The sequence below is a fragment of the Usitatibacter palustris genome (genome assembly GCF_013003985.1).
GTDB classification, from domain to species: Bacteria; Pseudomonadota; Gammaproteobacteria; order Burkholderiales; family Usitatibacteraceae; genus Usitatibacter; species Usitatibacter palustris.
The window spans coordinates 667,658-693,820 of the sequence record NZ_CP053073.1 but is presented as its reverse complement, the minus strand read 5'-3'; the positions used below and the strand labels follow the sequence as shown (position 1 = coordinate 693,820).

24 protein-coding genes and 1 tRNA gene are annotated in these 26,163 nt (G+C 66.4%); 4 read left to right on the top strand and 21 right to left on the bottom strand.

Annotated features, from left to right (window positions below; translation table 11 throughout):
• Window positions 1-25: 25 nt before the first annotated feature.
• The 12 genes from DSM104440_RS03750 to DSM104440_RS03695 are packed head-to-tail and all read right to left on the bottom strand — an operon-like array spanning window position 26 to window position 12,812.
• Window positions 26-427, bottom strand: coding sequence for an acyl-CoA thioesterase (locus DSM104440_RS03750; RefSeq protein ID WP_171160693.1), 402 nt, complete (start codon window positions 425-427; stop codon window positions 26-28).
• A gap of 52 nt (window positions 428-479) precedes the next feature.
• Window positions 480-1,484: an NADP-dependent oxidoreductase gene (locus DSM104440_RS03745; protein ID WP_171160692.1), complete on the bottom strand. Its 1,005-nt coding sequence runs from the start codon at window positions 1,482-1,484 to the stop codon at window positions 480-482.
• Window positions 1,485-1,496: 12 nt separating this feature from the next.
• On the bottom strand, window positions 1,497-2,258 hold the full coding sequence (locus tag DSM104440_RS03740) for an enoyl-CoA hydratase (RefSeq protein ID WP_171160690.1): 762 nt from the start codon (window positions 2,256-2,258) through the stop codon (window positions 1,497-1,499).
• Window positions 2,258-4,009: an AMP-dependent synthetase/ligase gene (locus DSM104440_RS03735; RefSeq protein WP_171160688.1), complete on the bottom strand. Its 1,752-nt coding sequence runs from the start codon at window positions 4,007-4,009 to the stop codon at window positions 2,258-2,260. The genes DSM104440_RS03740 and DSM104440_RS03735 overlap by 1 nt, the downstream gene beginning before the upstream one ends.
• Window positions 4,010-4,026: 17 nt before the next feature.
• Window positions 4,027-4,542, bottom strand: coding sequence for a GNAT family N-acetyltransferase (locus DSM104440_RS03730; RefSeq protein ID WP_171160686.1), 516 nt, complete (start codon window positions 4,540-4,542; stop codon window positions 4,027-4,029).
• A gap of 2 nt (window positions 4,543-4,544) precedes the next feature.
• Window positions 4,545-5,408, bottom strand: coding sequence for an alpha/beta hydrolase family protein (locus DSM104440_RS03725; protein WP_171160685.1), 864 nt, complete (start codon window positions 5,406-5,408; stop codon window positions 4,545-4,547).
• Entirely contained in the window at window positions 5,405-5,869 is a 465-nt protein-coding gene (locus DSM104440_RS03720; protein ID WP_171160683.1) for a hotdog fold domain-containing protein, read from the bottom strand. The genes DSM104440_RS03725 and DSM104440_RS03720 overlap by 4 nt, the downstream gene beginning before the upstream one ends.
• Complete coding sequence (locus DSM104440_RS03715; RefSeq protein ID WP_171160681.1) at window positions 5,866-7,884, bottom strand: 3-hydroxyacyl-CoA dehydrogenase NAD-binding domain-containing protein; 2,019 nt, start codon at window positions 7,882-7,884, stop codon at window positions 5,866-5,868. The genes DSM104440_RS03720 and DSM104440_RS03715 overlap by 4 nt, the downstream gene beginning before the upstream one ends.
• A 1-nt stretch (window position 7,885) precedes the next feature.
• Window positions 7,886-8,302, bottom strand: coding sequence for a DUF4442 domain-containing protein (locus tag DSM104440_RS03710; protein WP_171160679.1), 417 nt, complete (start codon window positions 8,300-8,302; stop codon window positions 7,886-7,888).
• 60 nt (window positions 8,303-8,362) lie between these two features.
• The gene (locus DSM104440_RS03705; protein ID WP_212758193.1) at window positions 8,363-9,646 is read right to left on the bottom strand and encodes an acetyl-CoA C-acetyltransferase; all 1,284 of its coding nucleotides are present in this window, start codon (window positions 9,644-9,646) and stop codon (window positions 8,363-8,365) included.
• Window positions 9,616-12,081, bottom strand: a complete 2,466-nt coding sequence (locus DSM104440_RS03700; protein WP_171160678.1) for an acyl-CoA dehydrogenase — start codon at window positions 12,079-12,081, stop codon at window positions 9,616-9,618. Before DSM104440_RS03700 ends, DSM104440_RS03705 begins: the two co-directional genes overlap by 31 nt.
• Before the next feature lie 11 nt (window positions 12,082-12,092).
• Window positions 12,093-12,812 carry a TetR/AcrR family transcriptional regulator gene (locus DSM104440_RS03695; protein WP_171160676.1) on the bottom strand — a complete coding sequence of 240 codons (720 nt, stop codon included), beginning with the start codon at window positions 12,810-12,812 and terminating at the stop codon, window positions 12,093-12,095.
• A gap of 160 nt (window positions 12,813-12,972) precedes the next feature.
• Here DSM104440_RS03695 and DSM104440_RS03690 point away from each other — a divergent pair, with 160 nt between their 5' ends.
• Window positions 12,973-13,857 (top strand): polysaccharide deacetylase family protein, encoded by an 885-nt coding sequence (locus DSM104440_RS03690; RefSeq protein ID WP_171160674.1) that lies wholly within the window; start codon window positions 12,973-12,975, stop codon window positions 13,855-13,857.
• Here the strand turns inward: DSM104440_RS03690 and DSM104440_RS03685 are convergent.
• Genes DSM104440_RS03685 through DSM104440_RS03660 form a run of 6 tightly spaced genes read right to left on the bottom strand, consistent with a single transcriptional unit; the run spans window position 13,854 to window position 18,824 of the window.
• Window positions 13,854-14,813 (bottom strand): Bug family tripartite tricarboxylate transporter substrate binding protein, encoded by a 960-nt coding sequence (locus DSM104440_RS03685; protein WP_171160672.1) that lies wholly within the window; start codon window positions 14,811-14,813, stop codon window positions 13,854-13,856. The two genes, DSM104440_RS03690 and DSM104440_RS03685, sit on opposite strands and share 4 nt — an antisense overlap.
• 13 nt (window positions 14,814-14,826) lie before the next feature.
• Window positions 14,827-15,579 carry an SDR family NAD(P)-dependent oxidoreductase gene (locus DSM104440_RS03680; RefSeq protein WP_171160670.1) on the bottom strand — a complete coding sequence of 251 codons (753 nt, stop codon included), beginning with the start codon at window positions 15,577-15,579 and terminating at the stop codon, window positions 14,827-14,829.
• The gene (locus DSM104440_RS03675) at window positions 15,579-16,859 is read right to left on the bottom strand and encodes an O-acetylhomoserine aminocarboxypropyltransferase/cysteine synthase family protein (protein ID WP_171160669.1); all 1,281 of its coding nucleotides are present in this window, start codon (window positions 16,857-16,859) and stop codon (window positions 15,579-15,581) included. The genes DSM104440_RS03680 and DSM104440_RS03675 overlap by 1 nt, the downstream gene beginning before the upstream one ends.
• The gene (locus DSM104440_RS03670) at window positions 16,860-17,855 is read right to left on the bottom strand and encodes an SPFH domain-containing protein (RefSeq protein ID WP_171160667.1); all 996 of its coding nucleotides are present in this window, start codon (window positions 17,853-17,855) and stop codon (window positions 16,860-16,862) included.
• Between the two features lie 30 nt (window positions 17,856-17,885).
• A complete protein-coding gene (locus DSM104440_RS03665) occupies window positions 17,886-18,323 on the bottom strand; it encodes an NfeD family protein (protein ID WP_171160666.1) in 438 nt (145 codons plus the stop codon).
• Between the two features lie 18 nt (window positions 18,324-18,341).
• Window positions 18,342-18,824 (bottom strand): CoA-binding protein, encoded by a 483-nt coding sequence (locus tag DSM104440_RS03660; RefSeq protein WP_246212088.1) that lies wholly within the window; start codon window positions 18,822-18,824, stop codon window positions 18,342-18,344.
• 51 nt (window positions 18,825-18,875) lie between these two features.
• Between DSM104440_RS03660 and DSM104440_RS03655 the strand changes: the two genes are divergently transcribed.
• Window positions 18,876-20,585, top strand: coding sequence for an alpha/beta hydrolase (locus tag DSM104440_RS03655; RefSeq protein ID WP_171160662.1), 1,710 nt, complete (start codon window positions 18,876-18,878; stop codon window positions 20,583-20,585).
• On the opposite strand, the gene DSM104440_RS03650 is transcribed toward DSM104440_RS03655, so the two are convergent.
• Complete coding sequence (locus tag DSM104440_RS03650; RefSeq protein WP_171160660.1) at window positions 20,582-22,684, bottom strand: serine/threonine-protein kinase; 2,103 nt, start codon at window positions 22,682-22,684, stop codon at window positions 20,582-20,584. The two genes, DSM104440_RS03655 and DSM104440_RS03650, sit on opposite strands and share 4 nt — an antisense overlap.
• A gap of 86 nt (window positions 22,685-22,770) precedes the next feature.
• On the opposite strand from DSM104440_RS03650, the gene DSM104440_RS03645 reads away from it, so the two are divergent.
• Complete coding sequence (locus DSM104440_RS03645) at window positions 22,771-23,196, top strand: universal stress protein (protein WP_171160658.1); 426 nt, start codon at window positions 22,771-22,773, stop codon at window positions 23,194-23,196.
• Between the two features lie 6 nt (window positions 23,197-23,202).
• Here the strand turns inward: DSM104440_RS03645 and DSM104440_RS03640 are convergent.
• Window positions 23,203-23,279, bottom strand: a tRNA-Ile gene (locus DSM104440_RS03640).
• Window positions 23,280-23,331: 52 nt separating this feature from the next.
• On the opposite strand from DSM104440_RS03640, the gene DSM104440_RS03635 reads away from it, so the two are divergent.
• Window positions 23,332-24,234, top strand: coding sequence for a Crp/Fnr family transcriptional regulator (locus DSM104440_RS03635; RefSeq protein WP_171160656.1), 903 nt, complete (start codon window positions 23,332-23,334; stop codon window positions 24,232-24,234).
• Between the two features lie 27 nt (window positions 24,235-24,261).
• On the opposite strand, the gene rpoD is transcribed toward DSM104440_RS03635, so the two are convergent.
• The gene (rpoD, locus tag DSM104440_RS03630) at window positions 24,262-26,148 is read right to left on the bottom strand and encodes an RNA polymerase sigma factor RpoD (RefSeq protein ID WP_171160654.1); all 1,887 of its coding nucleotides are present in this window, start codon (window positions 26,146-26,148) and stop codon (window positions 24,262-24,264) included.
• Window positions 26,149-26,163 lie beyond the last annotated feature (15 nt).

Genomic DNA, 26,163 nt, shown 5'->3' with positions numbered 1-26,163 from the left:
GCGAATTTCTCCTGGAATGCGGGTGCTACGCGCTCTGCGTCGCGTTCGGTACGGGGCGCGGCCGCCGGTTGGCGTCGACCGCAACGTAAGTGAGCTGGGCTTCGGTGACTTTCACGGCTTCGCCGCCGACGTCGCGATGCCGCTGGGCAAAGACCTCGACGTCGACGGTGATCGACGTGCGCCCGACCTTGATGACCTTCGCGTAGATGCTGACGAGGTCACCGACGAAGACCGGCTGGCGAAAGAGAAACGAGTTCACGGCGAGCGTGACCACGGGGCCATCGGCGCGTTCGACCGCCGGGACGCTGCCCGCGAGGTCGACCTGCGCCATCACCCAACCGCCGAAGATGGTGCCGTGCGCGTTGGTATCCGCCGGCATGGGAATGATGCGAAGGACGGGCTGGCCTTCCGGAAGGCTTGCGGTCATGGACTCTCGGCTGGGGGCGCCCGTCGATTCAAACGAGCGTTTGAATTGTAACTCAGGCGCTGGCGACCCGCAGGACGAGCTTTCCCTGGTTCTCCCCCTTGAAGAGCATCAGCAGCCGGTCGGGGAACGTGTCGAGTCCGTCGACCACGTCCTCGCGGCTCTTCAGCTTGCCCGCCTGCATCCAGCCCGCCATCTCGCGCGCGGCCTCGGCATAGCGATCGGCGTAGTCGAACACGATCATCCCTTCCATGCGCGCGCGATTGACCAGCAGCGACAGGTAGTTCGCCGGACCGACGATGGGCGTGGTGTTGTTGTACTGCGAGATCGCGCCGCAGATCACGACGCGCGCCTTGAAGGCAAGGTGCGCCAGCGCGGCATCGAGGATGTCGCCGCCGACGTTGTCGAAGTAGACGTCGATGCCCTTCTCGCACGTCGCCCGCAGCGCCTTCTTCACGTCGTCGGTCTTGTAGTCGATCGCTGCATCGAAGCCGAGCTCCTCGACGACGTAGCGGCATTTGTCCGCGCCGCCGGCGATGCCCACCACGCGGCAACCCTTGATCTTCGCGATCTGGCCGACCACCGCGCCCACGGCGCCCGCCGCACCCGAGACCACGACCGTGTTGCCTTCCTTCGGCTGGCCCACGTCGAGCAATCCGAAATACGCCGTCATGCCGGGCATGCCCAGCACCGAGAGGTACACCGGCAGGGGTGCCAGGCGCGGGTCGATGCGCGTGAGCGCCTTTTCGGGAACGAGCGCGTGGGTCTGCACGTTGAGCGTTCCCACGACGTGGTCGCCGACCTTGAACCGGTCGCTCTTCGACGCGACCACGACGCCCACGCCACCGGCGCGCATCACTTCGTCGATCGCGACGGGACGGATGTACGACTTGCCTTCGTTCATCCAGCCGCGCATCGCCGGATCGAGCGATAGGTAGAGCACCTTCACGAGCACCTCGCCGTCCGCGGGCTCGCCTACGGGTTCATCGATGAACTTCCAGTCGCTGGGTTTGGGAACGCCCACGGGACGCGCGGCGAGTCGGATCTGTCGGTTATTCATTTCGCTTTCTCCTCATTCGAATTTCGGGGCGCGCTTCTCGAGGAACGCGCGGAAAGCTTCCTGCGAATCGGGCGTCTGCAGCAGCCGGCCGAATTCGCCGGCCTCGTCCGCAAGCGCCTTCTCGTAGATCGGCAACAACCGGTCGCGCAACAACGCCTTCGTCGCGCGCATGGCTTGCACAGGTTGCGCGGCAAATGCTCGCGCTTGCGTTGCGGCGGCCGCGGCAAGCTCCGCCGCCGGCACGACGCGATTCACCAGGCCCCAGTCGAGCGCAGTCGCGGCATCGACGGGCTGGCCGAGCATCAGCATCTCGCTCGCCCGCCGCCAGCCGATCACGAGTGCAAGCGATACGCTCGAGGCCGCTTCCGGGCAAACGCCGAGGCTGGTGAACGGAACGGCAAAACGCGCGCTTTCGTCGGCGACGACATAGTCGCAATGGAGCAGCATCGTCGTGCCCACGCCGACCGCGTTGCCCGATACCGCGGCGACGATGGGCTTGCGGGCACGAATCAACCGGCGCAGGAACTGGAACACGGGCGCGTCGAGATCCTTCTTCGGATTCTCGAGGAAATCCTTCACGTCGTTGCCGGCGGTGAACATCCCCGGCTGGCCGTGGATGAGCATGGCGCGCACGGACGCATCCGCCTCACCCTGGTCGAGCGCTGCGGCGAGCGCGGAATACATCGCCTGCGTGAGCGCGTTCTTGCGCTCGGGCCGGCGCATCTCGATGCGCAGGATCGCGTCGCGGTTCTCGGTGACGATCGCGTCGGTCATCAGTGTCCCTTGTAGAGCGCGTCGACCTGCGCGCGCAAGCGCTCGAGGATGACGCTGCGGCGCAGCTTCAGCGTCGGGGTGAGCAGGCCATTGTCGACGGTCCACTTGTCGGTGAGCAGCGCCACGCGGCGGATCTGCGCGTAGCCCGGAAAGCCCTTGATCAGCTTCGCGATGCGCGCCGTGACGGCCTTGTCGGTGCGGTCGGCCTCCGGGACCTTCGCCCACTGCTCGGCGTTGAGGACGACGAGTGCGGCGAGGTAAGGCTTGCCCTCGCCCACGATCATCACGTGCTCGAAGAGCGGATCGAGCTGGATCGCGAGCTCCATGTCCACGGGCGGCACCTTCTCGCCGTTGCCGAGGACGATGATTTCCTTGATGCGCCCGGTGATGTAGAGGAAGCCGTTCGGGTCCTTGCGCGCCTGGTCGCCGGTGTTGAGCCAGCCGTCGTCGCCCAGCACCTGCTTCGTGGCCTCCGGATTGTTCCAGTAGCCGAGCATCACGTTGGGCCCCTTCACCATGAGCGCGCCGTTCTCGCCGATCGCGACCTCGATCCCGGGCAACGGCAGCCCGATGCTGGCCGGATCGTTCCGGTCGAGGCGGTTCGCGCTCACGATGGGTGAGGCTTCCGACAGGCCATAGCCCTGGCAGATCGGCAATCCCAATCCGATGAACGTATGCGCGATCTCCGGATTGAGCGCCGCGCCCCCGCTCACGCACAGGCGCAGCCGCCCGCCCATGCGCTCGAGCAGCTTGTCGGCGACGAGAAGCTTCAGCAGCGGCCAGAGGACGAAGCTCGCCTTGAAAGGCCCGCGCCCCTGTTGCCACTCGAAGCGGCTCCAGCCGACGTGGTGCGCGAAGTCGAACAGGCGCCGCTTCGCGGGCGAGGCCTCCGCGAGGCTCGCGTGCACGCCGGCATGCAGCCGCTCGAAGATCCGCGGGACCGACACGATGATCGTCGGCCGCACGGTCTTGAAGTCCTCCGAGAGCTGCGGAATGGATCGCGCGAACGCGACGACCGAGCCCGAGACCAGCGTGAGGTAGTAGCCCACCGTGCGCTCGAACATGTGCGAGAGCGGCAGGAAGGACAAGAGGACGTCGTCGGGATAGACGTCGTAGGCGCCGAGCGCGGACTTCACGTTCTGCAGCATGTTCTGGTGCGTGAGCATCACGCCCTTGGGCTTGCCCGTGGTGCCCGAGGTGTAGACGATCGTCGCGAGCGAGTGGCCATCGACGATCGGCCGCGTCTCGCCGGCGGGCTCCGCGGGCAGCCATTGATCGAGCGAACGCACCGCTGCGTCACCGCGATCGGCCACCGGCTTCACCGTGATGATGCGCTGCAGGCTGCCGAGCTGCGCGCGCACTTCGTCGAGGCGCTTCAGGTGTTCCTCGCCCTCGACCAGCAGCACCTTCACGCCGGCGTCGTTGAGGATGTAGGCGAAGTTCTCCGGGCGATCGTCGACGAACAGCGGAACGACGACGAGCCCCTGCGCGTGCGCGCCGATGTCGAACGCGACCCACTCCGGGCAGTTGCGCAGCATGATCGCCACGCGGTCGCGCGGCGCGAGGCCTTCGGTGGCGAATGCCGCACGCACGCGGCCCACCTGCCCGGCCATGTCGCTCCACGTCCGCTCGCGCCACGATTGCGACGGTGCGTCGTACTCGCGGTACGCGGCCTTGTCCGGCGAAAGCGCTACGCGTTTCGCGAAGGCATCGGCGATCGAATCGGTCGCGAGGATCGGGACGTACTGCAAGAGGCCTCCGTGCGAGTCTAGGGAAGCGTAGCATCCCCGGCGCCGAGCGGCCGTTGCATCACGACCGTGTCGACCCAGCGACCGAACTTGAAGCCGATGCTCTTCAGGACACCGACGTGCACGAACCCCATCGCCTCGTGCAGGGCGATGGACGGGGTGTTGCCGCTGTCCCCGATGATGGCGATGAGCTGGCGGCACCCGATCGCCTCGCACGCCGGAAGCAGGCGCTCGAGCAGCGCGCGGCCGATCCCCGCGCCGGCGTGCTCGGGAGCGACGTAGATGGAGTCCTCGAGCGAGAAGCGATAGCCGGGCCGCGGCCGATAGGTCCCCGCGTAGGAGTAGCCCGCGACCCGGCCGTCGACCTCCGCGACGAAGTACGGGAAGCCGCCGTCCTTGATGATGTCGAAGCGCCGCCGCATCTCGGCTTCGCCCGGCGGCTCGAGCTCGAAGGTTCCCAGGCCGTGGAGCACGTAGTGGCCGTAGATCGCGGCGATCGCCGCGACATCGTGAGGTTCCGCGATGCGAATTCGCATTGTCATGTTCCGCCGGGCGCGTGTTGAAGGAGCCACTGCAACGACGGCGTCCAGAGCGATTCGCGGCTGCGTTCGGTGAAATAGCCGAAGTGCCCGATGCGCCTTTCCCCGAGGTCGGCCGGCGCGATGTGGCGGCGCTCGACGTGCGCTGCGCGGTAGAACCCGTGCAGCTGGTCGATGGCGGGCTTCGGGATGAGCGGGTCGTCGGCAAAAGAATAGCCGACGATCGGCGCGCGCACGCGCAGAAATGCTTCGCGGTGGCGCTCCCCTTCGGCGAGCAGGTACTCGGAGTGCAGGCACCAGCGGCGCCACTGCCAGGCCACGCCGCGCGGCAGGTCGCCGACGATGCGCAGGGACTTGCCCGGGAAGTAGCCGAAGAGCGGCGTCAGCGCGGGAATGGCGAGGAACCAGAGAATGCGCACCTGCACCGGAATGCGGTCGTTCAGCTTGTAATACCCCGACCCCGCGGTCACCGTGAGCGCCGCCTTCACCATCGCGTTGTCGGGAGCGATGCCCAGGATCTGGCCGCCCAGGCTGTGGCCGAGGAAAAGCAGCGGCGCCTCCGGCGCGGGCTTGCGCGCCTCGTGCAGCATCGCGTTGAGGTCCTGCTCCGCCCAGGTGGACACGTCGGCCCCGAACCCGCGCAGGCTTCCGCGCCGCGAGTAGCCCATGCCGCGATAGTCGAAGGTGAGCACGTGCAGCCCGTGCTGCGCGAAGAACGCGGCGATGGGTGCGTAGAAATCCTGGCGAACGCCCATCGCGCCGGCGATGAGGAGGGTTCCGCGCGCGGTCCCCTGCGCGGCAAACCGCGTGACCGCGAGTTCGTAGCCGTCGGCCGTGCGCGCGACGCTACGCTCGCCGTTCACGGTTTCTTGCGCGGCGTGACCCACATGGTGATCACCGCGTGGCAGACGAGCTGGCCCGCGCGGTCGCGCACATCGACATTCACCGGGACGTCGCGGGCCGGGCCGTCGACCACCTCGGGCGTGGTCGCCGTCGCTTCGACGCCGGTCTCCGCCTTGCCGAGGTACTGCACGGTCATGCCCTTGGGAATCCAGCGCATCGTCGCCGGAATGGAGATCTCGGTCATCGTGCCCGCGGCCATCTCGGCGAGGTTGCACATCGCGATCGCGTGCACGGTGCCGATGTGGTTCTGCACCGCGCGGCGCTTGGGCATCGACACGCGCACGAAGTTGGGACGGAACTCCTCGATGCGCGGCTTGATCGAGCCGAAGTACGGCGCCTTCCAGCAGATCACGCGCGAGAACAGCGTCTTGCCGAAGGGCTTGCCCTCGAGACGCTGCCACGCCGCGATCGCGCGGTTCATATCTGCTCCCAGCCCGCGTCCGGCGTGAAGCGCGGACCGTACTTGGCCTTCAGCTCGCCCATGATCGCGAGCAGCTCGCTCTTGCCGCGCGCGTGGATCGTGTTGATCGGGCCGCCGCGGTGCGGCGCGAAGCCGGTGCCGAAGATGACGCCCGCGTCGCAGAGGTCCGCGTCCGCGACGATCTTCTCGCGCACGCAAGCGACGGCTTCGTTGAGCGCCGGAATCACCATGCGGTCGGCGAGCGCCTTGAGGTCCAGCGTGCCCGGGCCGGTGGACGACTTCTGCGGCTTGCCCTTCACCCACTTGTAGAAGCCCTCGCCCGTCTTCTTGCCGAACTTCTTCGCCTCGACGAGCTGCTTCAACTTCTGCGGAATGGGATTGTCGGGCTTCGCGAGCTCCTGGCCCACGGCCCAGCCCACGTCGAGGCCGACCATGTCGGCAAGCTCGATCGGACCCATCGGCATGCCGAAGTCCTTCGCCGCCGCATCGACGGTCTCGGGCGGAATGCCTTCGTCGACCATCAGCATCGCCTCGGCGAGGTACGGCGAGAGCACGCGGTTCACGAGGAACCCGGGCGCGCTCTTGCACGGCAGCGGCAGCTTGTCGATCTGCTTGGCGAACGCCTGGCCCGCGAGCATCACGCTGGCCGCGGTCTGTGGACCCTGCACGATCTCCACGAGCATCATCTGCGCGACCGGATTGAAGAAATGCAGGCCCACGAGGCGCTCGGGGCGCTTCAGCACCGAGGTCAGTTCCTGCAGCGGAATGCTCGAGGTGTTGGACGCGAGGATGGCGTCCTCCTTCATGCGCGGCTCGATCTGCGCGAAGAGCTTCCGCTTCACTTCCGCGTTCTCGACGATCGCCTCGAGGACGATGTCGGCCTTGGCCACGCCGTGGCCCGCGACATCGGGAATGAGGCGATCCATGGCGGCCTGGACCAGGTGCGGCAGCTTGAGGCGCTTGGTGTAGAGCTCGGCCGCGCGTTTGATGGCGGGCGCGATGCGTTCGGGTGCCAAGTCCTGCAGCGTCACGGTGATGCCGCGAAGTGCCGCCCACGCGGCGATGTCACCGCCCATCACGCCCGCGCCGATCACGTGCAGGTGGCGAATGGGTTCGGCATCGGCCTTGCCCAACGCCTTCATGCGGTCCTGCAGCTTGAAGATGCGGATGAGGTTTCGCGCGGTCGGATGGTGGAAGAGGCTCACCATCGAGGCGGGGTGGTCGCGCGGCACGTTGCGCGGATCGCCGCCGAAATCGCGCCACGTCTCGATGATCGCGTAGGGCGCGGGGTAGTGGTCGCGCCGCGCGCGCTCGGCGACCTTCTTCGCCGCCTGCGATGCGACGACCGAGCGGATGCCCGGCCAGTTGGTCATCGCCTCCATGAGCTTCGGGCGATGCACGGCCGGCGGGGCCTTGAGGAGCATGCGCGCGGCGTTCTCGAAATGGCGCCTCGGCGTGGCCACGTCGACGACACCCATCTTCTTCGCGCGCTTGCCGTCGATCGCGCGGCCCGTGAGCATGAGGTCGAGCGCTTGCGCCGGACCGATGAGCAGCGGCAGGCGCTTCGCGCCACCCCATCCGGGGACGATGCCGATCATCACTTCCGGAAGGCCGAGCTTCGTCTTCGCGCCGTCATCGGCCACGCGGTAGCGACACGCGAGGGAGAGCTCGAGGCCGCCGCCCATGCAGAAGCCGTGGATCATCGCGACCGTCGGGAAAGGCAGTGCCGCGACCTGGTCGAAGATTTCGTTGCCCAGCTTGATGAAGGTCCACGCCTCCTCGGCATCCTTGAGGCGCGTGAATTCATCGATGTCGGCACCGGCGGCGAAGCCGTTGTCCTTGGCCGAGAGGATCGCGAGCCCCTTGGGCGGCATCGTCGTGAGGTGCGCGCAAACCTGCCCGAGCTCGCGCAGCGCTTCACTCGAAAAAGTATTCGTCGTGCCGTCGGCGCGGTCGAAATAGAGCCACGCGAGATTGTCCGAGTCGACCGAGAGCTTCCAGTGCTTGAGTTCCATCTTATTTTTTCTTTCGGATGTGCAGCGTTTTCTCGACGCGGGCCACCGTCTCGCCCTCGCCATTGACCAGGTCCACGCCGTAGGTCGGCTCGAACTTGTCGCCGTTCGCGGTCTTCGCGATCGCCTCGTCCACCATCGCCTGCGTGATCTCGAAGTTCGCGGTGATGGTCCCCTTGCCCGGCTTGATGAAGCGGATCTGCCCCGCCTTGTCCCACACGATGTAGTCCTGGCCCAGGTTATGCATCATGAGGACCATGAAGAACGGGTCGGTCATCGAGAACAGCGACCCGCCGAAATGCGTGCCGACGTAGTTGCGATTGAGCAGCCGCATGCGCAGCTCGACGCGCGCCTTGCGGAAATCGGGCGAGATCTCGCGCACCTTGATCCCGGCGCCGCGAAACGGCGGCCACAGGTTCATGAACCAGCGAAGCCCGCGCGGGCTGACAGCCAGCCTGGAAAGGAACCCGCGCGACACGGTTCAGGCGCGTTCGAGGAGCATGGCGCCGCCCTGCCCGCCACCGATGCACAGCGAGGCCACGGCGCGCTTGCCGCCGGTGCGCTCGAGAACCTTCAGCGCATGGAGCACGACGCGCGCGCCCGAGGCCCCGATCGGATGGCCCAGCGCGATCGCGCCGCCATCGACATTGAGCTTCGCGCGATCGACCTTGCCCACGCCGCCGCCGAAGTGTTCCTTCATGTAGCCATCGTCGGAGAAGGCCGCAACGCATCCGAGCACCTGGGCGGCGAACGCCTCGTTGATCTCGATGGCGTCCATGTCCTCCAGCTTGAGGTTGTTCCGCTGCAGCATCGGCGCGATCGCGTGCACGGGCCCCAGGCCCATCTCCGCGGGGTCCAGCGCACCCCAATGCGAATCGACGATGCGGCCCAGCGGCTTCAATGAGTATTCGCGGACGACTTCCTCGGAGGCGATGACGAGCATCGCCGCGCCGTCGGTGATCTGCGAGCTGTTGCCGGCGGTGACGTTGCCGTAGGTGCGGTCGAACACGGGCTTCAACTTCGCGAGCTTCTCGACGGACGAATCGCGCCGCAGTCCGTCGTCGGCCGAATACACCGTGCCGTCCGGACCGAACATCGGCTCGATCTCCTTGAGATGCCCGTTGTCCTGCGCGAAGGCGAGGCGCCGGTGCGATTCCACCGCGAACTCGTCCATCATCGCGCGCGTGATGCCGAAGCGTTTCGCGACGATCTCCGCGGTCGAGCCCATCGAGAGCTTCACCACGGGATCGGTAAGGCCGCGCAGGATCGCAATCACGGGTGCGAGCTGCGAGAGCTTGAACTTCATGGCGAGCCCGGCCTTCTGGCCGAAGGACTTCGCGGCATACCACTGCGCGAGCCAGTTCACCATCACCGGCCCGTAGAGGAGCGGCGCATGGCTCATCGCGTCCGTTCCCCCCGCGAGCACGAGGCTCGAGCGGCCGGCCACGATGTTGAGATACGCGGTGTCGATCGCCTGCAGGCCCGAGGCGCAATTGCGCATCACGGTCCACGCGGGGACTTTTTCGCCGCAGCCGACGCGCAGGCTCACCACGCGGCCGATGTTGGCTTCGTCCGCCGAGGGCATCGCCGCGCCGACGATCACTTCGTCGAAGGCGTCCGCGGCGAACGGTTGGCGCGCGACCAGCGAGCGGCCGGCCGCGACCGCGAGGTCCGAACCGGTGAAGGGGCCGAGCCCCGTCTTCGCGCGCAGGAACGGCGTGCGCGCGCCGTCGACTACATAGACGCGGCTTTGGGCGCTGACCATGTCTTCTCTCCGGATTGGCGTGAAAGATCGTGTTCGAAATCGTCGACCTTGATCACGTCGCGCTTGAGGCGATCGGTGTAGGTGAGGTGCTCGTACTCGGCCTGCGTGATGAGCGCCTGGTTGAGGGCCGCGAGGCGGCGCTCGCTGGCGGTGCGCTGCGCAAGCTTGCCTTCCTTCGTCGCCGCGCGGATCTTCGCCTCGATCGGTTCGGCCTTCACCACGGCCTCCATCGCGAACTCGAGCCGGCCGATCACGTCGTCTTCCTTGCGCGGCACGTAGGCGCCGGCCGTCAGGCGATCGCGCGCGGCACCCGGCGTGATCAGGATCTGCGCGACGCGCGCGCCCCACTTGTCATACGGCTGCGTGAGCGTGAGGCCCTTCGGGAACACCAGCACGCGCAGCAGCCACGCGATCGAGCGGTTCGGGAAGTTCGCGAGCACGCCATCCATCGCGACCTGGATGCGGAAGAACGCGTCGTTCACGGACCACGTGAGGAGCGCGATGTCGTCCTTCTGGCGGCCCTCGTCGTGGAAGCGCTTGACCGTGGCCGAGGCCATGTAGAGCATCGAGAGGATGTCGCCAAGACGGCCCGAGAGCTTCTCCTTGCGCTTGAGCGTGCCGCCGAGCACGAACATCGAGATGTCGGCGAGCAGCGCGAAGGCCGAGGAGAAGCGCGTCATCATCTGCAGGTAGCGGCGCGTTTCCGGCGAGCCCGGAACATTCACGCCCTTGCCGCCGGTGATGCCCAGCCAAAGCGCGCGCGCGGCGTTCGAGATCGTGAACGAGATGTGGCCCCAGAGCGCGGCATCGAAGGCCACGAGGTCATTGGCGCCGGCCGCCTTGATTTCCTTCAGCACGTACGGATGGCAGCGAATCGCGCCCTGGCCGAAGATGATCAGCGAGCGCGTGAGGATGTTCGCGCCCTCCACCGTGATCGCCACGGGTACGGCCTGGTAGGCACGGCCGAGGTAATTGTTGGGTCCCATCATGATGCCCTTGCCGCCGTGGATATCCATGGCGTCGGTGATCACGGAGCGCATGCGCTCGGTCATGTGGTACTTGCAGATTGCCGAGATCACGCTGGGCTTCTCGCCCATGTCGAGCGCGGCCATCGTCATGCGCCGCGTCGCGTCCATCATGTACGTGTTGCCGCCGATGCGGGCGAGCGCTTCCTCGATGCCCTCGAACTTGCCGATGGGCGTCTTGAACTGCGAGCGCACGCGCGCGTACGCGCCGGTTGCGCGCGAGCAGAGCTTCCCCGCGGCCATCGACATCGACGGCAGCGAGATCGAGCGGCCCGCGGCAAGGCACTCGACCAGCATCCGCCAGCCGTTGCCCACTTGCTCCTGGCCGCCGATCACCCAGTCCATCGGGATGAAGACGTCCTTGCCGGTCGTCGGCCCGTTCATGAACGCGGCGTCGAGCGGAATGTGGCGCCGGCCGATGTTCACGCCCTTGTGGTTCGTCGGCACGAGGGCGAGCGTGATGCCGAGCTCTTCCTGCGTGCCGATCAGCTTGTCCGGATCGTAGAGCTTGAAGGCGAGGCCGAGGATCGTGGCGACCGGGGCGAGCGTGATGTAGCGCTTCTCCCACGTGAGGCGGATGCCGAGGACTTCACGTCCTTCGTGCTGGCCCTTGCACACGATGCCGAAGTCGGGAATCGCGCCCGCGTCGGAACCGGCTTCGGGATTGGTGAGCGCGAAGCAGGGGATGTCCTGGCCCTTGGCAAGCCTGGGCAGATAGTGGTTCTTCTGCTCGTCGGTCCCGTAGTGGATCAGCAGCTCGGCGGGCCCGAGCGAATTCGGAACCATCACCGTCACGGCCGCGGTGCCGCTGCGCGTGGAGATCTTGGTGACGATCTCGGTGTGCGCGAATGCGGAGAAGCCCAGGCCGCCGAAACTCTTCGGGATGATGATCCCGAGGAAGCCCTGCTCGCGGATGAACTTCCACACCTCCGGCGAGAGGTCCATGCGGTTGTGCGTGGTTTCCCAATCGTCGAGCATCCCGCAGAGCTTCTCGACGGGCCCATCGAGGAACGCCTGCTCCTCAGTGGAAAGCTTCGGCGCCGGGTAGTCGAGCATCTTCTTCCACTCGGGCTTGCCGGTGAACAGATCCGCGTCCCACCAGATGCTGCCCGCGTCGAGCGCTTCCTGTTCCGTCTGCGAAACCTGCGGCAGCACCTTCTTGAAGATGCCGAAGATGGGACCCGTGACGACCATGCGGCGCACCGGCTTGATCACGGAGAGCACGCCGAAGATCGCGGTGAAGATCCACGCGGCCGCGGCCCACACGGGCGGAACCTCGAAGCCCCAGGTCAATGCGGCGGCGACGATCGCGCACCACGCGGTCCACGCGAGGCCGTTGCCCCGGTGGTACGCGAGGAACCACTTGGTCGCGCCGACGACAATGAGCGCAGCGACAATGACGGAAACCATGGTGTTCTCCTTTAATCGCCCGAGACGAGCTCGAGCTTGCGTGCGTCGCCGACCGCGGGCGCCTTGAGTCCGGCCACGAGGAACGGGGCCAGGCGTTGGATCAGCAATTCATCGTTGTCTTTTTCGTGCGGCATGGCCTGCTGCAGCAGCTTGAGTGCGTCCGTGCCCGAGACCGTGTACGAAAGCGCGCCCATCACGAAGTGCAGGCGCCACGTGAGCTCCTGGCGCGAGAGGTGCGGGAGCGCCTTCAAGAAGGCTTCCTTGAAGCGCGCGATCATCTCCGCGTACTGCTCGGAAAGCATGTGGCGAATGAACGGCGCGGGGTCGGCGTAGGCACGGCCCAGCAATCGCAGGAAATTCTTGCCGCCGCGCTTCTCGTCGCGCGAAAGGCGCAGCGCCGGGACCAGCATCGCCGAGAGGATTTTCTCGCACGTCACCGGGTGGTCGCCGGCATCGCGCTCGGCTTTCGCGAGCAGGTCGATGCGCTCCTGGTTCATGGGATCGAGGCGGCGCGTGAGCACCGCCTGGAAGAGTTCTTCCTTCGATCCGAAGTGATAGTTGACCGCGGCGAGGTTCACGCCGGCGGCGGTCGTGAGGCTGCGCAGGCTCGTCGCCTCGAAGCCGTGCTCCATGAAGAGCTGCTCCGCGACGTCGAGAATGCGCGACTTCGTGTCCAGCGAAAGGGTTGCTTCGGGCGGTGCCGCCTTGCGGGCGGGACGGGGCGAGGGCATCGGGGGGCTCCGTCGAGCGGTCCGGGCTTCAAACGCCCGATTCAAACGCTCGTTTGAATGCATCGTAGGCTGGTAGCCCTTTTCCTGTCAAACGCCTACCCCGGGGAACGCCGAGGGCCGCCGATGAAAGCACGCCGATGGCCGCCGATAGAATCAGGGCATGAAGACACTCATTGCGATGATCCTCCTCACGATCGCCCTCCCCCTCAAGGCGGGGCCATCGGTCAGTCTCACCTTTGACGATGGGCTGGACCCGCGCAGCCAGCCCGAGGCCGCGACGTGGAATGCGCAGATCCTGAAGACGCTCGAAACGGAGGGGATCAAGGCCGCCTTCTTTCCGGCGGGCCGGTTCGTCGATTCGCCCGAGGGGCTCGCGCTCGTGCGCGCCTGGGGCGACGCGGGCCACATGGTCGGCAACCACACGTACTCGCACACCGACATCGACACGATGACGCTCGAGGCGTACATCGCCGACATCTCGCGGGGCGATCAACTGTTCAAGGCGATGCCGCGCTTCAAGCCGATGCTGCGCTTTCCTTATCTACGGGAGGGTGCGACGGCGGAGAAGCGCGACGGCGTGCGCGCGTGGCTCGCGAAGAATGGCTACTCGCCCGCACCGGTGAGCATCGTGACGGGCGATGGGTACTACTCGGGGCGCCTCACGGCCGGCTTGGTGAAGAGCACCTTTCGCGACACGGGGGCGTTTCGCCTGGCCTACGTGAAGCACATCGTCGATCGCGCCGCGTACTACGAGAAGGTCGCGCGCGAGACGCTCGGCCGCAGCCCGCACCACGTGATGCTGCTCCACGCCAACCGCGTCAACGCGACGTTCCTGCGCGATGCGATTGCCGGGTTGCGCGCGGCGGGTTGGACGATCGTCGATGCGCAGATGGCGTTCGCCGATCCGCTCTACGCCCGGCAGGCGAAGGGACTGCCCGCGAACAGCAGCATCGTCACCAGCCTCGCGCGGGATGCGGGGCGCCCGGTGCCGCCCGCGCCCGAGGAAGACTGGGGCAAGGCGACGCTGGACGCCCTGGGCTACTAGTCGATCTTCAGGCCCGACTTCTCCACCACCGCCTTCCAGCGCTGCTGCTGGCTCTTGATGAACGCCTGGTATTCGGCGGGCGTGCCGATCGAGACGGAGGCGTTGTCGGCGGCGAAGCGCTCGGTCACGGCACTCGCGCGGAGCGCCTTGTTGATCTCGGTGCTGAGCTTGTCGACGATTTCCTTCGGAGTGCCGGCGGGAACGCTGACGCCGTACCACTGCGACGTCTCGAAGTCCTTGTAGCCGAGCTCCTGCATCGTCGGCACATCGGGCAACGCGGGAACGCGTTGCGCGGTACCGACGACGATGGGACGCAGCTTGCCGCTCTTGATATGCGAGATCAGCGCGGGCATGCCGGCGGAAGCCGCGTCGAGGCGGCCGCCGAGCAGGTCCTGCAGCTGCGGGCCCGTGCCCTTGTACGCGACGTGGACGATGTCCGTGTCGGTCACCATCTTCAGGTATTCGAACGCGAGGTGGCCCGCGCTGCCGTTGCCCGCGGAGCCGTAGTTGAGCTTGCCCGGCTCCTTCTTCGCGAGCGCGAGGAATTCCTTGAAGTCCTTGGCGGGAACCTTCTCGCCGACGACGAACAGATTGGGAACGCGCGCGAGGAGCGCGACGTGGATGAAGTCCTTGTCCACGTCATAAGGGTGCTTCGTCATCGCGTACGGGTTCACGGCGAGCGTGCCCACGTGCGTGAGGATGATCGTGTAGCCGTCGGGCGGGGACTTCGCGACTTCGCCCATCGCGATGGTGCCGGCACCTCCCGCCTTGTTCTCGACGTAGACGCTCTGGCCGAGCTGCGTGGTGAGCTGCTGCGCGACCGAGCGCGCGATGATCTCGGACGAACCGCCGGGCGCGAAGGGCACGACGAAGCGGATCGGCTTGTTCGGATACTGCGCGGCCGCGGCGAATGCGAACAGCGCGCACGCCAGGGCGGCAAGGCGGCGAATCATCATTGTTTTTCTCCTCTCAGAATTGGTAGCGGCGCAGGCCCCCGTCCACGGGGATCACGGCACCGGTGATGTAGGACGCGCGCGGCGACGCAAGGAACACGGCGAGCGCGGCGAGCTCTTCGGGCTCGCCATATCTTCCCACGGGAATCTCGTGCTCGGACTGCTTGGCTCGATACTCCGGCGAATAGTTGCGGCGAATCTGGTCGCTCATGATGCGGCCCGGCGGGATGCTGTTCACGGTGATGCCGTGCTTGCCGACCTCGCGCGACAGGCCCTTCGCCCAGGCGTGCATCGCAGCCTTCGCGCTGAACGCGCCGTTGATGCCCTCGGGCTCGCTCTTGCCCGTGATGTTGATGACGCGGCCCCACTTGTTGGCGATCATCGCCTCGAGCAGGCGATGGGTCAGCTGGCGGTGGCGCGTGAAGTTGAGCGTCATCGCCTCTTCCCACTGCGTTTCGCTCGCGTTGAGATCGAAGGCGCGGCTGCCGCCGGCGTTGTTCACGAGGATCTCCACGGTCCCGAGTGCGGCGAGCGATTGCGACCCGACGGCCTCGACATAGCCTTCGTCCATCGCGTCGTGCACGACAATCACAGGCCGCGTGCAACCCGCAGCGGTGATGTCGTTCGCAAGCTCCTCGAGTTTTTCGCGGCGCCGTCCCGTGACGACGAGCCGCGCGCCCTCGCGCGCGAGCTCCAGCGCGATGGCGCGGCCGATGCCCGCACTCGCACCCGTCACCAGCGCACGACGATCCTTGAGCAGGAGATCCATCAGGCCTTCGCGAGCGCCTGGTCGAGATCCCAGACGATGTCGTCGAGCGTCTCGAGGCCGATCGACAAGCGCACCATGTCGGGCGGAACACCGGCCTTCATCTGGTCTTCCTCGTTCAGCTGGCGGTGCGTGGTCGACGCCGGGTGGATCACCAGCGACTTCGCGTCGCCGATGTTGGCGAGGTGGCTCACGAACTGCAGCGCCTCGATGAACTTCACGCCCGCCTCATAACCACCCTTGATGCCGAAGGACAGCAGCGCGCCGGGCCCGCGCGGCATGTAGCGCTTCGCGAGCGCGTAGTAGCGGTTGTTCTCGAGGCCGGGAAAATTCACCCACGTCACTTTTGGATGGCCCACGAGGAACTTCGCAACACCCATCGCATTCGCGCAGTGGCGTTCCATGCGCACGGGCAGCGTCTCGAGCCCTTGCAGGAGCATCCACGAATTGAACGGCGAAATCGTGGGCCCGTAGACGCGCAGAATTTCCATGCGCGCCTTCATCGTGTAGCCGAAGTCACCGAAGGTCTCGTAGAAGCGCACGCCGTGATAGCCCGCGGAGGGCTCGGTCATCGACGGGAACTTGCCGTTGTCCCAGGGAAACTTGCCCGATTCCACCAGCACGCCGCCCATCGTCGTGCCATGGCCGCCGATGTACTTGGTCGCGGAATGAATGACGACGTCGGCACCATGCTTGAGCGGTTGGCAGAGGTAAGGCGACGCTGCCGTGTTGTCGACGATGAACGGAATGCCCGCTTCCCTCGCAATCTTGCCGACCGCTTCGAGGTCGACCATGTTGATCGCGGGGTTGCCCAGCGTCTCCGAGAAGATCGCCTTGGTGTTGGGCTTGATCGCCTTGCGGAAATTTTCCGGATCGTCGGGATCGACGAGCGTCGACTCGATGCCGAGCTTGCGGAAGTTCACGTTGAACATCGTGAGCGTGCCGCCGTAGAGCTTGGCCGACGACACGAGGTGGTCGCCCGTTTCCAGGATGTTCAGCAGCGCCACCATCTCGGCGGCCTGGCCCGAAGCGGTCGCTACCGCGGCGCGCCCGCCTTCGATCGCCGCGACGCGTTCCTCGAAGACCGCGGTGGTCGGGTTCGACAGGCGCGTATAGACGTTGCCAAACGTCTGCAGGTTGAACAGGCTCGCCGCGTGCTCGGCGCTGTCGAAGACGTACGAGGTGGTCTGGTAAAGCGGGACTGCACGCGCGCCAGTTTCCCGGTCGGGGATCTGGCCCGCGTGCAGGCAGAGCGTCTCGAAGCCGAACTCGCGATCGGCCATCTACTTCGTGGCGGCCTGGCCCGTTTTCGTACGGTCCATCACCGTCATCGCGGTGGCCACCATTCCGGCCACGTCCGTGAGGTTCGCGGGCACGATCATCGTGTTGCCCGTCTTGGCGAGATTGCCGAAAGCCTCGACGTAGAGCTGCGCGATCTTGAGGTTCGCCGCGTTCATGCCGCCCTCGGACGCGATCGCCGAAGCGACGACCTTCACCGCGCTCGCGGTCGCGTCGGCCACGAGCGAGATCGCCTGCGCCTCGCCCTGTGCCCGGTTGACCTGCGCCTGCTTGTCGCCCTCGGACTCGAGCACCTTCGCCTGCTTGTCGCCGTCGGCGATGTTGATTTCCTGCTGGCGCTGGCCCTCGGACTTCGCGATCACCGCGCGCTTCTCGCGCTCGGCCGTGATCTGCGCCTGCATCGCGCGCAGGATCGCTTCGGGCGGCGTGAGGCTCTTGATCTCGTAGCGCAGCACCTTGATGCCCCAGGTACGGCCGGCTTCGTCGAGCACGCTCACGACGCGATGGTTGATCTCGTCGCGGCTCTCGAACGTGCGGTCGAGCTCCATCTTGCCGATCTCGCTGCGAAGCGCCGTCTGCGCGAGCTGCGAGATGGCGAGCACGTAGTCCGACGAGCCGTAGGAGGCGAGCTTCGGGTCGCTGATCTGGTAGTAGATGATCCCGTCGACCGCGAGCTGCGTGTTGTCCTTGGTGATGCAGACCTGCTCGGCGATGTCGAGCGGGATTTCCTTCAGCATGTGGCGGTACGCGACGCGATCGATGAAGGGCACGATCAGGTTCAGGCCCGGCTCGAGCGTGCGGAAGTACTTGCCCAGGCGCTCGATCACCCACGCGTTCTGCTGCGGGACGACGCGCACGCCCTCGAAGATCACCACGACGATCATGGCGACGAAGAACGTCGCGATGGTCGCCAACGCGCTGTGCGTGAGCACGGCCATGACGATCGCGAGGATGATGGCAATGGCGGATTTCCAGAACATGTGAACCTCCCAGGCTCGTTTGTTGTTCGCTTATCGCACCGGGGGCGTTGCGCCCACCAGCAGCGTGTTGCCGTCCTGCCCTTCGATGTAGAGCATCGCGCCGGGCGCGGGGCGCTCGGTCGCGGCGAGGCGCGCCTCCCACGACGCGCCGCGATACTTCACGCGGGCCATGCCGCCCGCTTCGTTCACCCACGACTCGAGCACCACCGCCTGCCCCTTGTCGAGCAGGTTGGCCTGCCCCGCGTCGGGCTTGGTCTGTGCGCCGTGCCAGTGATGCACGAAGACCGCGCCGGCGATCGCGACCACGCTGCCCGCGAGCGCCTGCACCAGCACGTTGCCGCCGAAGGCCGCGACGACCGCGGCCACGAACACACCGGCCGCAAGGGCCAGCAGGTAGAAGGTCCCCGTCACGAGCTCGATGATCACGAGCGCGAATCCCACGACGGTCCAGATCAGCCACAGTTCCATGGTTTCCTCCCGGAAGCCCTAGACAGGACGTTTTGCGGAGATCACGCCGGTGTTGACGCCGGCCCATCCCAGGCCGCCGAACAACCGCGCGTGCTCGATCTTGACACAACGATTCTCGACCACCTCCAGGCCCGCGGCCTCGGCTCGCTTGCGCGCATCCACGTGGTGCACGCCCAGCTGCATCCACAGCACCTTCGCGCCGATCGCGATCGCGTCCTCGGCGAGGGCCGGAATCTCTTCACTACGTCGGAAACAATCGACCATGTCGACCGGATGCGGGATTTCGCGCAGGGATTTGTAGCACTTCTCGCCCAGGACGCTGTCGTAAGCAGGGTTCACGGGCACAATTCGATAGCCGTGCTCCTGCATGTACTTGGCGGCAAAGTAACTGGGGCGGTACCAATTGGCCGAAAGGCCGACGACCGCAAGGACGCGCGCATCCCGGAGGATGCGGCGAAGCTTCGGGATGTCATCCCCGGGGGTTGGGTTTCCAGCCGTCACGTCGTGTACCGACCTTTTTACAAAAACCGGGCTGATTCTACTCTGCAATCCATGACGATCCTGAAGCACTCCCTCGCTGCACTCATTGCGTGCACGGCATTTTCCGCCGCCGCCTCGAACCACGACCGCACCGTCAACCCGATCGGCACGGGCGCCCATCGCGTCGCCTGCTCCAACGTCGCACAGGACCCGGCGCTCATCGCGCAATACGGAACGCCTCCCGAGGATTTCTGGGAAGGCAAACCGGCGAACGGCCAGCTCCGGTACATCTCGCAGATCCTTGCGTCACCGACCACCGCCGTCCGCTTCGATGTCGTGGTTCCCAACGGCGGCCAGTTTCCGCAGTACGGGGGCACGGCCGTTCCCCACGTGGGAATCGTCTGCTTCCCGACGCCCGCCACGAACACGGACCCCGACTACGTCCTGCCCCAGACGGGCGACCGCGTGCCGCACATGCAGCCCGCGTCCACGGCGCCCAAGCTCGCACCGGGCCGCTTCCCGTTCATCGTCTTCTCGCACGGCTTGGGCGGCAGCCCGATCAGCCCCAACTACATCGACGCGATGGTCGAGCTCGCGTCGCACGGGTACGTCGTGGGCGCGGCCTTCCACGGCGACGCGCGCTTCTCGCGCATCCGCCTCGAGAATCTCGACGACGTCACTTTCCTTCTCACGCGCTTCGACGAGTTCGTCGAGATGGAGCTGATGCGGCCGCTCGCCATCTCGGCCCTCATCGACCACTTGCTTGCCCACCCGGGCTTCGCGTCGGCCATCGATGCGTCGCGCATCGGCGGCTTCGGCATCAGCCTCGGGGGCCAGGCGCTGGCGAACACGATGGGCGCGAAGCTTTCGCAGAGCCTGTCGCGGGCCTGCCGCGATACGCACAAGGACCCGCGCATCCGCGCCACCGTCGGGCTCGTCCCCTACATGGGGCAATCGTTCATGCCGGCGTTTTGCGACGACCAGCAGGGCGTGGAGTCGATGACCAATCCCTACATGGCGATCGCGGGAACGGCCGACACCACCGCGCCAATCGGCCTGACTCGTGAAGCCGTGAATCGCTTCGGCGGCTCGCGCTACCTGGTCGAGCTCGAAGGCGTGCAGCACGAATACCGCCAGGACATGCGCGCGGACGTCTTCACCTGGACCGTCGCGTTCCTCAATGCGTACCTGGGCGTGGAGTCCGATCCCACGGCCATGGCTCGCCTGATCCGCATGCTGACCGTCACGGGAGGCACGGGCGACATGCTCACGATCGATCGCCACGTTCCCTTCGCGCTCACCAACGGCGAGACGCTCGTCGTGGAGTTCTATCACCCGGGGCTGGACCATTACTTCATCACGGGCAATCCCGCCGAGGCCGAGTGGGTGCGCGGCGGTGGCGCGGGTGCCTGGGAGGCGACCGGATCCACGTTCAAGGCCTGGCTCACCTCGCCACCGGCCGACGCAGGGACCAGCCCCGTGTGCCGCTTCTATGGCGCGTATGCGGGCGGGCCCAATTCGCACTTCTACACGGCGAACGCCGCGGAATGCGCATGGCTGCGCGTGGTTGGAGGCTGGTGGTACGAGGGCACGGCATTCCACATCCGCCCCGACGCGAGCGGTGCTTGTCCGGATGGTTTGATCGCAGTGGATCGCGCCTACAACAACGGCTTCGTGCGCAACGACTCCAACCACCGCTTCACGACCAGCGCCTCGGAAATGCGCGAGACGATTCGCGACGGCTGGAGCCCCAACGGCACCGTGATGTGCTCGCGCCCCTAGGGCGCTGAAGGCGGTGGGTCCTGCCAGTCGACGGCGAGCGCTGACGCGCGCGATTCCCACCACGCGCGCGCTTCCTCTTCGCTCCAGGGATGGCGCGTCGCGAGCTCGGCCAGCACGTGGTCGAACTCCGCGATGCTCGCGGGCCGCGCCTCGCGATCCTTGGAGAGGCTGCGGGCAATGAGCGCTTCGAGTTCCGCGGGAACGTCGCGAGCACCCTGCTGCGTCGGCGTCGGCGCGACGGTGTCGAGCACCTGGTGGATGAGATCGTGCTCGGTTGCCGCTTCGAAGAGGCGGCGTCCCGTCAGCAGGAAGGCCGCCACCGCCGCGAGTCCATAGATGTCCGAACGCGCGTCCGCATCCGCGGGATTGCGCAGGCGCTCGGGCGCCATGTAGAGCGGCGTCCCCAGCACCTTCGCGTATTGCGTGATGTCGCGCGTGTCGGTGTCGCGCGTTTCCTTCACGAGCCCGAAGTCCACGACCTTCAGCAGGTCGAAGCTCCCGCCCTGCACGCACAGCATGAGGTTCTGCGGCTTGATGTCGCGGTGGACAAGGCCCAGCCCGTGCGCTTCGCGAAGGGACCCGCACGCCTGGCGCATCAGGTGAATGGTTCGCGCGACCGGTTGCGGCCCGTCGCGCGCGACGAGATCCTCGAGCGAGACGCCGCGCAGGTATTCCATCGCGTAGTACGGCTGGCCGTCGCGCGTGCGGCCGAAGTCGAAGATCTCGATCGTGTTCGGATGGGTGAGCCGGCTGCACAGCCGCGCTTCGCGCTCGAAGCGCGTCGTGACTTCATCGCTCGCGAGGTGGCCCTTGAGCACCTTCACGGCCGCGGGCCGCTTGAGGAGAGCGTGCCGTGCGCGATAGACATCGCTCATGCCACCACCACCGATGCGACCCTCGATCACATAGGCGCCCACGCGCCGCGCTTCGCGCATGCGCAGCCGGATCGCGACGAGCGACAGTGCGCCCGCGGCAATCGTCGAGGCCAGCGCAAGTGCCAGCAACGCGCCGAACGCGATCTGCACGTGCTGCAACGGCGCAAACGCTTCCGCGGCCTCGATCTCGACCGCGATCACCAGGCGCTTTTCCACCAGGCGGCGCCACGCGCCGATCACCATGACGCCGCGATAGTTGCGATAGGGCTCGACGATCGCGCCCGAGATCTCGCCGACATCGAATCCATCGAGCGCCTGTCGCGCGAGGCTCGTGAGCGGGTGCTTCTCGTCGGTCGGATCGCGCACCTCGATCCTGAGCACGCTCGATTCGTCCTGGCCGAGCCGGCCCGCCTCCCGCAACGCGGGCGTGTAGCGGCTCTCGCTCAGCATCAATCCGCGCACGTCGAACGCATACGCTTCGCGCGTGGTGTCGGGCGCAGAGATCGACATGAGCTTCGCGAAACCCTGCGAGGTATAGCGTCCGAACCCGAGTGCCGCGAACACCTCGCCCTGGTCGCCCAGCACCGGCGCTTCGACCCAGTCGAGCGGGTGGTGTACGTCGAGCGCGCCGGAAAGGCCCATGCGATCGGTCTCGAACCAGGGCGGGATGAAGACCGGGCGCCGGGAGAACACGGGCGCGAGGCGAGCGATGAGGTCGGCGCTGGCGATGCGTCGCCCGCAGTTCTCCTCGAACTGCGAGGCGAGAATCAGGCCATCGCGGGTGATGAGATGGAAAGCCGCGGTTTCCTCGATCGAGGTGAAGGGCGCGAGTTCCGCGCGCAAGGCGCGCTGCGCGGGGGCCGCGCAAATCGTTCGCGAATCGTCGCCTCTGCGCGCCATGGCCGCGAGCTCCGCCGCGGGTCGCCGCACCTGCGCCGTCGAGGCCCAGCGCAGGGCGTCGCGCTTTTTCTCGTCGATCCAGATCAGCACGGCGCGCGACTCGGACTCGACGAGCGAGGTCAGGCCCGCGGTCCGCATTTCGCGCAAGGACCCGCGCACCTGCAGGTAGGTCCACCCGCCCGCCACGGCGATCACGATGAAGACCAACGTCATCGCGTTGACGAGCAGCCACGAGCGCCGCTTGTCCGCGGAGATGTCGCGGATAGGCCCGGGGGGCGCGGCTTCGCGCTCGGGGGGCTGCGGCACGGGCAGCGATTCGGGCATGGAATCCATGATAGCGGGCAAGGCAGCGGCGCAGGCGTCCCCTACAATGGTGCCCGCCCCATACCGCCACCTGGAGTCCACGCTCGATGAAGATCCTGCTTGCCGCCGACGGTTCCGAACACACGCGCCGTGCCGCGAAGCACCTGGTCGCCCACCTGCACTGGTTCGCCGAGAAGCCGACGGTCTCCCTGCTCAATGTCCACGCGCCGATGCCGCTCAATCGCGCCGCGGCCATCGTCGGCAAGGGCGCAGTGGATGCCTACATGCGCGAGGAATGCCTCAAGGCGCTGGCGGTTGCCGAATCCGAGCTGGCCGCTGCCAAAGTCCCCTACCAGTCGTCCTGGGTGTCCGGAGAGGTGGCCGAGGAAGTCGCGCGCTTCGTCGCGGCCAACGGCATCGACCTCATCGTCATGGGTTCGCACGGCCACAGCGCGCTCGCGAACCTCGCGATGGGCTCCAACGCCACGAAGATCATCGCCTCGACGAAAGTGCCCGTCCTGATCGTTCGCTAGGGATGGTGGTGGGCCCGCCTGGATTCGAACCAGGGACCAAGGGATTATGAGTCCCCTGCTCTAACCACCTGAGCTACAGGCCCTCGCGAAAGACCGCGATTGGCCCGCATTCTAGCAATCGGCTATCTTCCACCCATGGACGACATGGATTTCACGAAGCCCGCGGCCGAAGTGCCCGCGGCTTCCGCACCCTTCAAGGCGGCCAACAGCCGCTTCTACAATGCCGAAGCCGCTCGCCGCGTATTCAAGGCGTCGGGCCGCGAGGAGCGCTTCGACGACGGCAAGACGCTGTTCGTCGAGGACGATGCCGCCTCGCGCGGTGGCCTGCTCTCGATGCGCGCGGCAAGCCGGATGTATTTCGTCGATGAAGGCCAGGTGAGCCTCACGATCGGCTCGCGCTCGCTCGACATCGTGAACGTGGGCGAGATCGTCGGCGAAATGGCCGTCATCACGGGCCGCCCTCGCAGCGCGACCGCGACCGCGCGCGGGCCGTGCATCGTTCATTCGATGGACGCGACGGAACTCGAAGCGGCCATCGCGCGCGACCCGCCGTTCGCGCTCATGCTCGCCAGCGTGATGTACGACCGGCTGCGCTTCATCGCCGCGCGGCTCGCCTCGCGTCCCGTCGCACCGGGCGCCAAGGCACGCGAGGCCACCGTCTTCGAACCTGAACTGGTCACGCGCCTCGAGGCTGCGCTGCCGAGGAGTGCGGTGGCGCGCTACGGCCGCGAGTCGATCATCATGAAGGAAGGCCAGGCCGGGACCTTCATGTACCTCGTGAAAAGCGGCCGCATCGCCATCGCGGTGGGCGGGCACATCGTCGAGATGGTCGGGCCCGGCGGCACGTTCGGCGAGATGGCCGTCGTGGACCAGTCGCCGCGCACCGCACGTGCCGGCGCGGTCGAGGAAAGCGAGCTCATCGCGATCGATCGCGCGGCCCTCGTCGAAGTGGTGAAGAAGGAGCCGGCGTTCGCCCTGGCGCTCCTGCGCGGAATCGCGGAGCGATTGCGCCACATGAACGCGATGCTGGGGAAATAAAAAAGCCCGCCGAAGCGGGCTTTTCTTTTAGGACTCGCCTTCGAGGAAGCTTCGCAGCTTCTCGGAGCGCGACGGGTGCCGGAGCTTGCGCAGCGCTTTCGCCTCTATCTGCCGGATGCGCTCGCGAGTGACGTCGAACTGCTTGCCGACTTCCTCGAGCGTGTGGTCCGTGTTCATCTCGATGCCGAAGCGCATGCGCAGCACCTTCGCTTCGCGCGGCGTGAGCGAATCGAGAACGTCCTTGGTCGCTTCGCGCAGGCTCGCGTAGAGCGCGGAATCCGCGGGCGCGAGGCCGGTCTGGTCTTCGATGAAGTCGCCAAGATGCGAATCGTCGTCGTCGCCGATCGGCGTCTCCATGGAGATGGGCTCCTTGGAGATCTTGAGGATCTTGCGGATCTTCTCTTCCGGCATTTCCATCTTCACGGCGAGCGTCGCGGGATCGGGCTCCTGGCCCGTCTCCTGCAGGATCTGCCGCGAGATGCGGTTCATCTTGTTGATCGTCTCGATCATGTGCACCGGGATGCGGATCGTGCGGGCTTGGTCTGCAATGCTCCGCGTGATGGCCTGGCGGATCCACCACGTCGCGTACGTGGAGAATTTGTAGCCGCGGCGGTATTCGAACTTGTCGACCGCCTTCATGAGGCCGATGTTGCCTTCCTGGATGAGGTCCAGGAACTGCAGGCCGCGGTTCGTGTATTTCTTCGCGATCGAGATCACGAGGCGCAGGTTGGCCTCGATCATTTCGCGCTTCGCACGCCGCGCCTTCGCTTCGCCCGTCGACATCTGGCGCGCGATTTCCTTCAGGTCCTTGATCGGGATGCCGACTTCCTTCTGCAGCGCGATCAGCAGGTCCTGCTGCTCGATCACCGCGGGACGGAAGCGGTCGAGCGCCTTGGCGAACACCTTGCCGGAGGCGATCTCTTCGCCGACCCACTTGAGGTTCGTCTCGTTGCCCGGGAACGTCTTGATGAAGTGCGCGCGCGGCATGCCGGAATTGCGCGTGCAAAGCTCCATGATCTCGCGCTCGTGCGAGCGGACGCGCTCGACGAGGTGGCGAAGACCGTTGCAGAGATGCTCGACCTGCTTCGCGGTGAAGCGGATCGCCAGCAGCTCGGTGGAGATCGAGTCCTGGAGGTCCTTGTACGCGCGCGAACGGTAGCCCTTCTCGGAGAGCACCTTCTTCATCCGCTTGTACAGGCGGCGGATCTTGTTGAAGTGGACGAGCGAGTCCTGCTTGAGCTGTTCGAGGTCGGCGCTCGCGATGTCGCCATCCTCATCGGCATCGGCTTCTTCCTCGAGCTCTTCCTCTTCTTCCTCGACGATCTCTTCCTCGACGACTTCATCCTCGTCGGGATCGACCAGGCCGTCGACGAGCTCGTCGATGCGCATCTCGTCGCGTTCGACGAGGTCGGCCAGGCGAAGGATTTCCTCGATCGTCGTCGGGCACGACGAGATCGCGTGGATCATGTGCTTCAGGCCGTCTTCGATCCGCTTGGCGATTTCGATTTCGCCTTCGCGCGTGAGCAGCTCCACCGAGCCCATCTCGCGCATGTACATGCGCACAGGGTCCGTGGTGCGGCCGAATTCGGAGTCGACGGTGAGGGACAGCGCTTCTTCGGCTTCCTCGAGGACGGTTTCGTCGGCCACGGGGGGCGTCGACTCCGTCATGAGGAGCTGCTCGGCATCCGGCGCTTCGTCGAACACGGTGATGCCCATGTCCGCGAGCATCGTCACGACGCCTTCGATCTGCTCGGCTTCCGTCAGGTCGTCGGGCAGGTGGTCGTTGATTTCGGCGTAGGTGAGGTAACCGCGGTCCTTGCCCAGGACGATGAGGTTCTTCAGGCGCTTCTTCTGCGCTTCCACCTCAGCGAGCTTGACCTCGACCTTGTGATGCTCGTTGCTGGATTTCTTCACGCGCGGGCCCCCGAG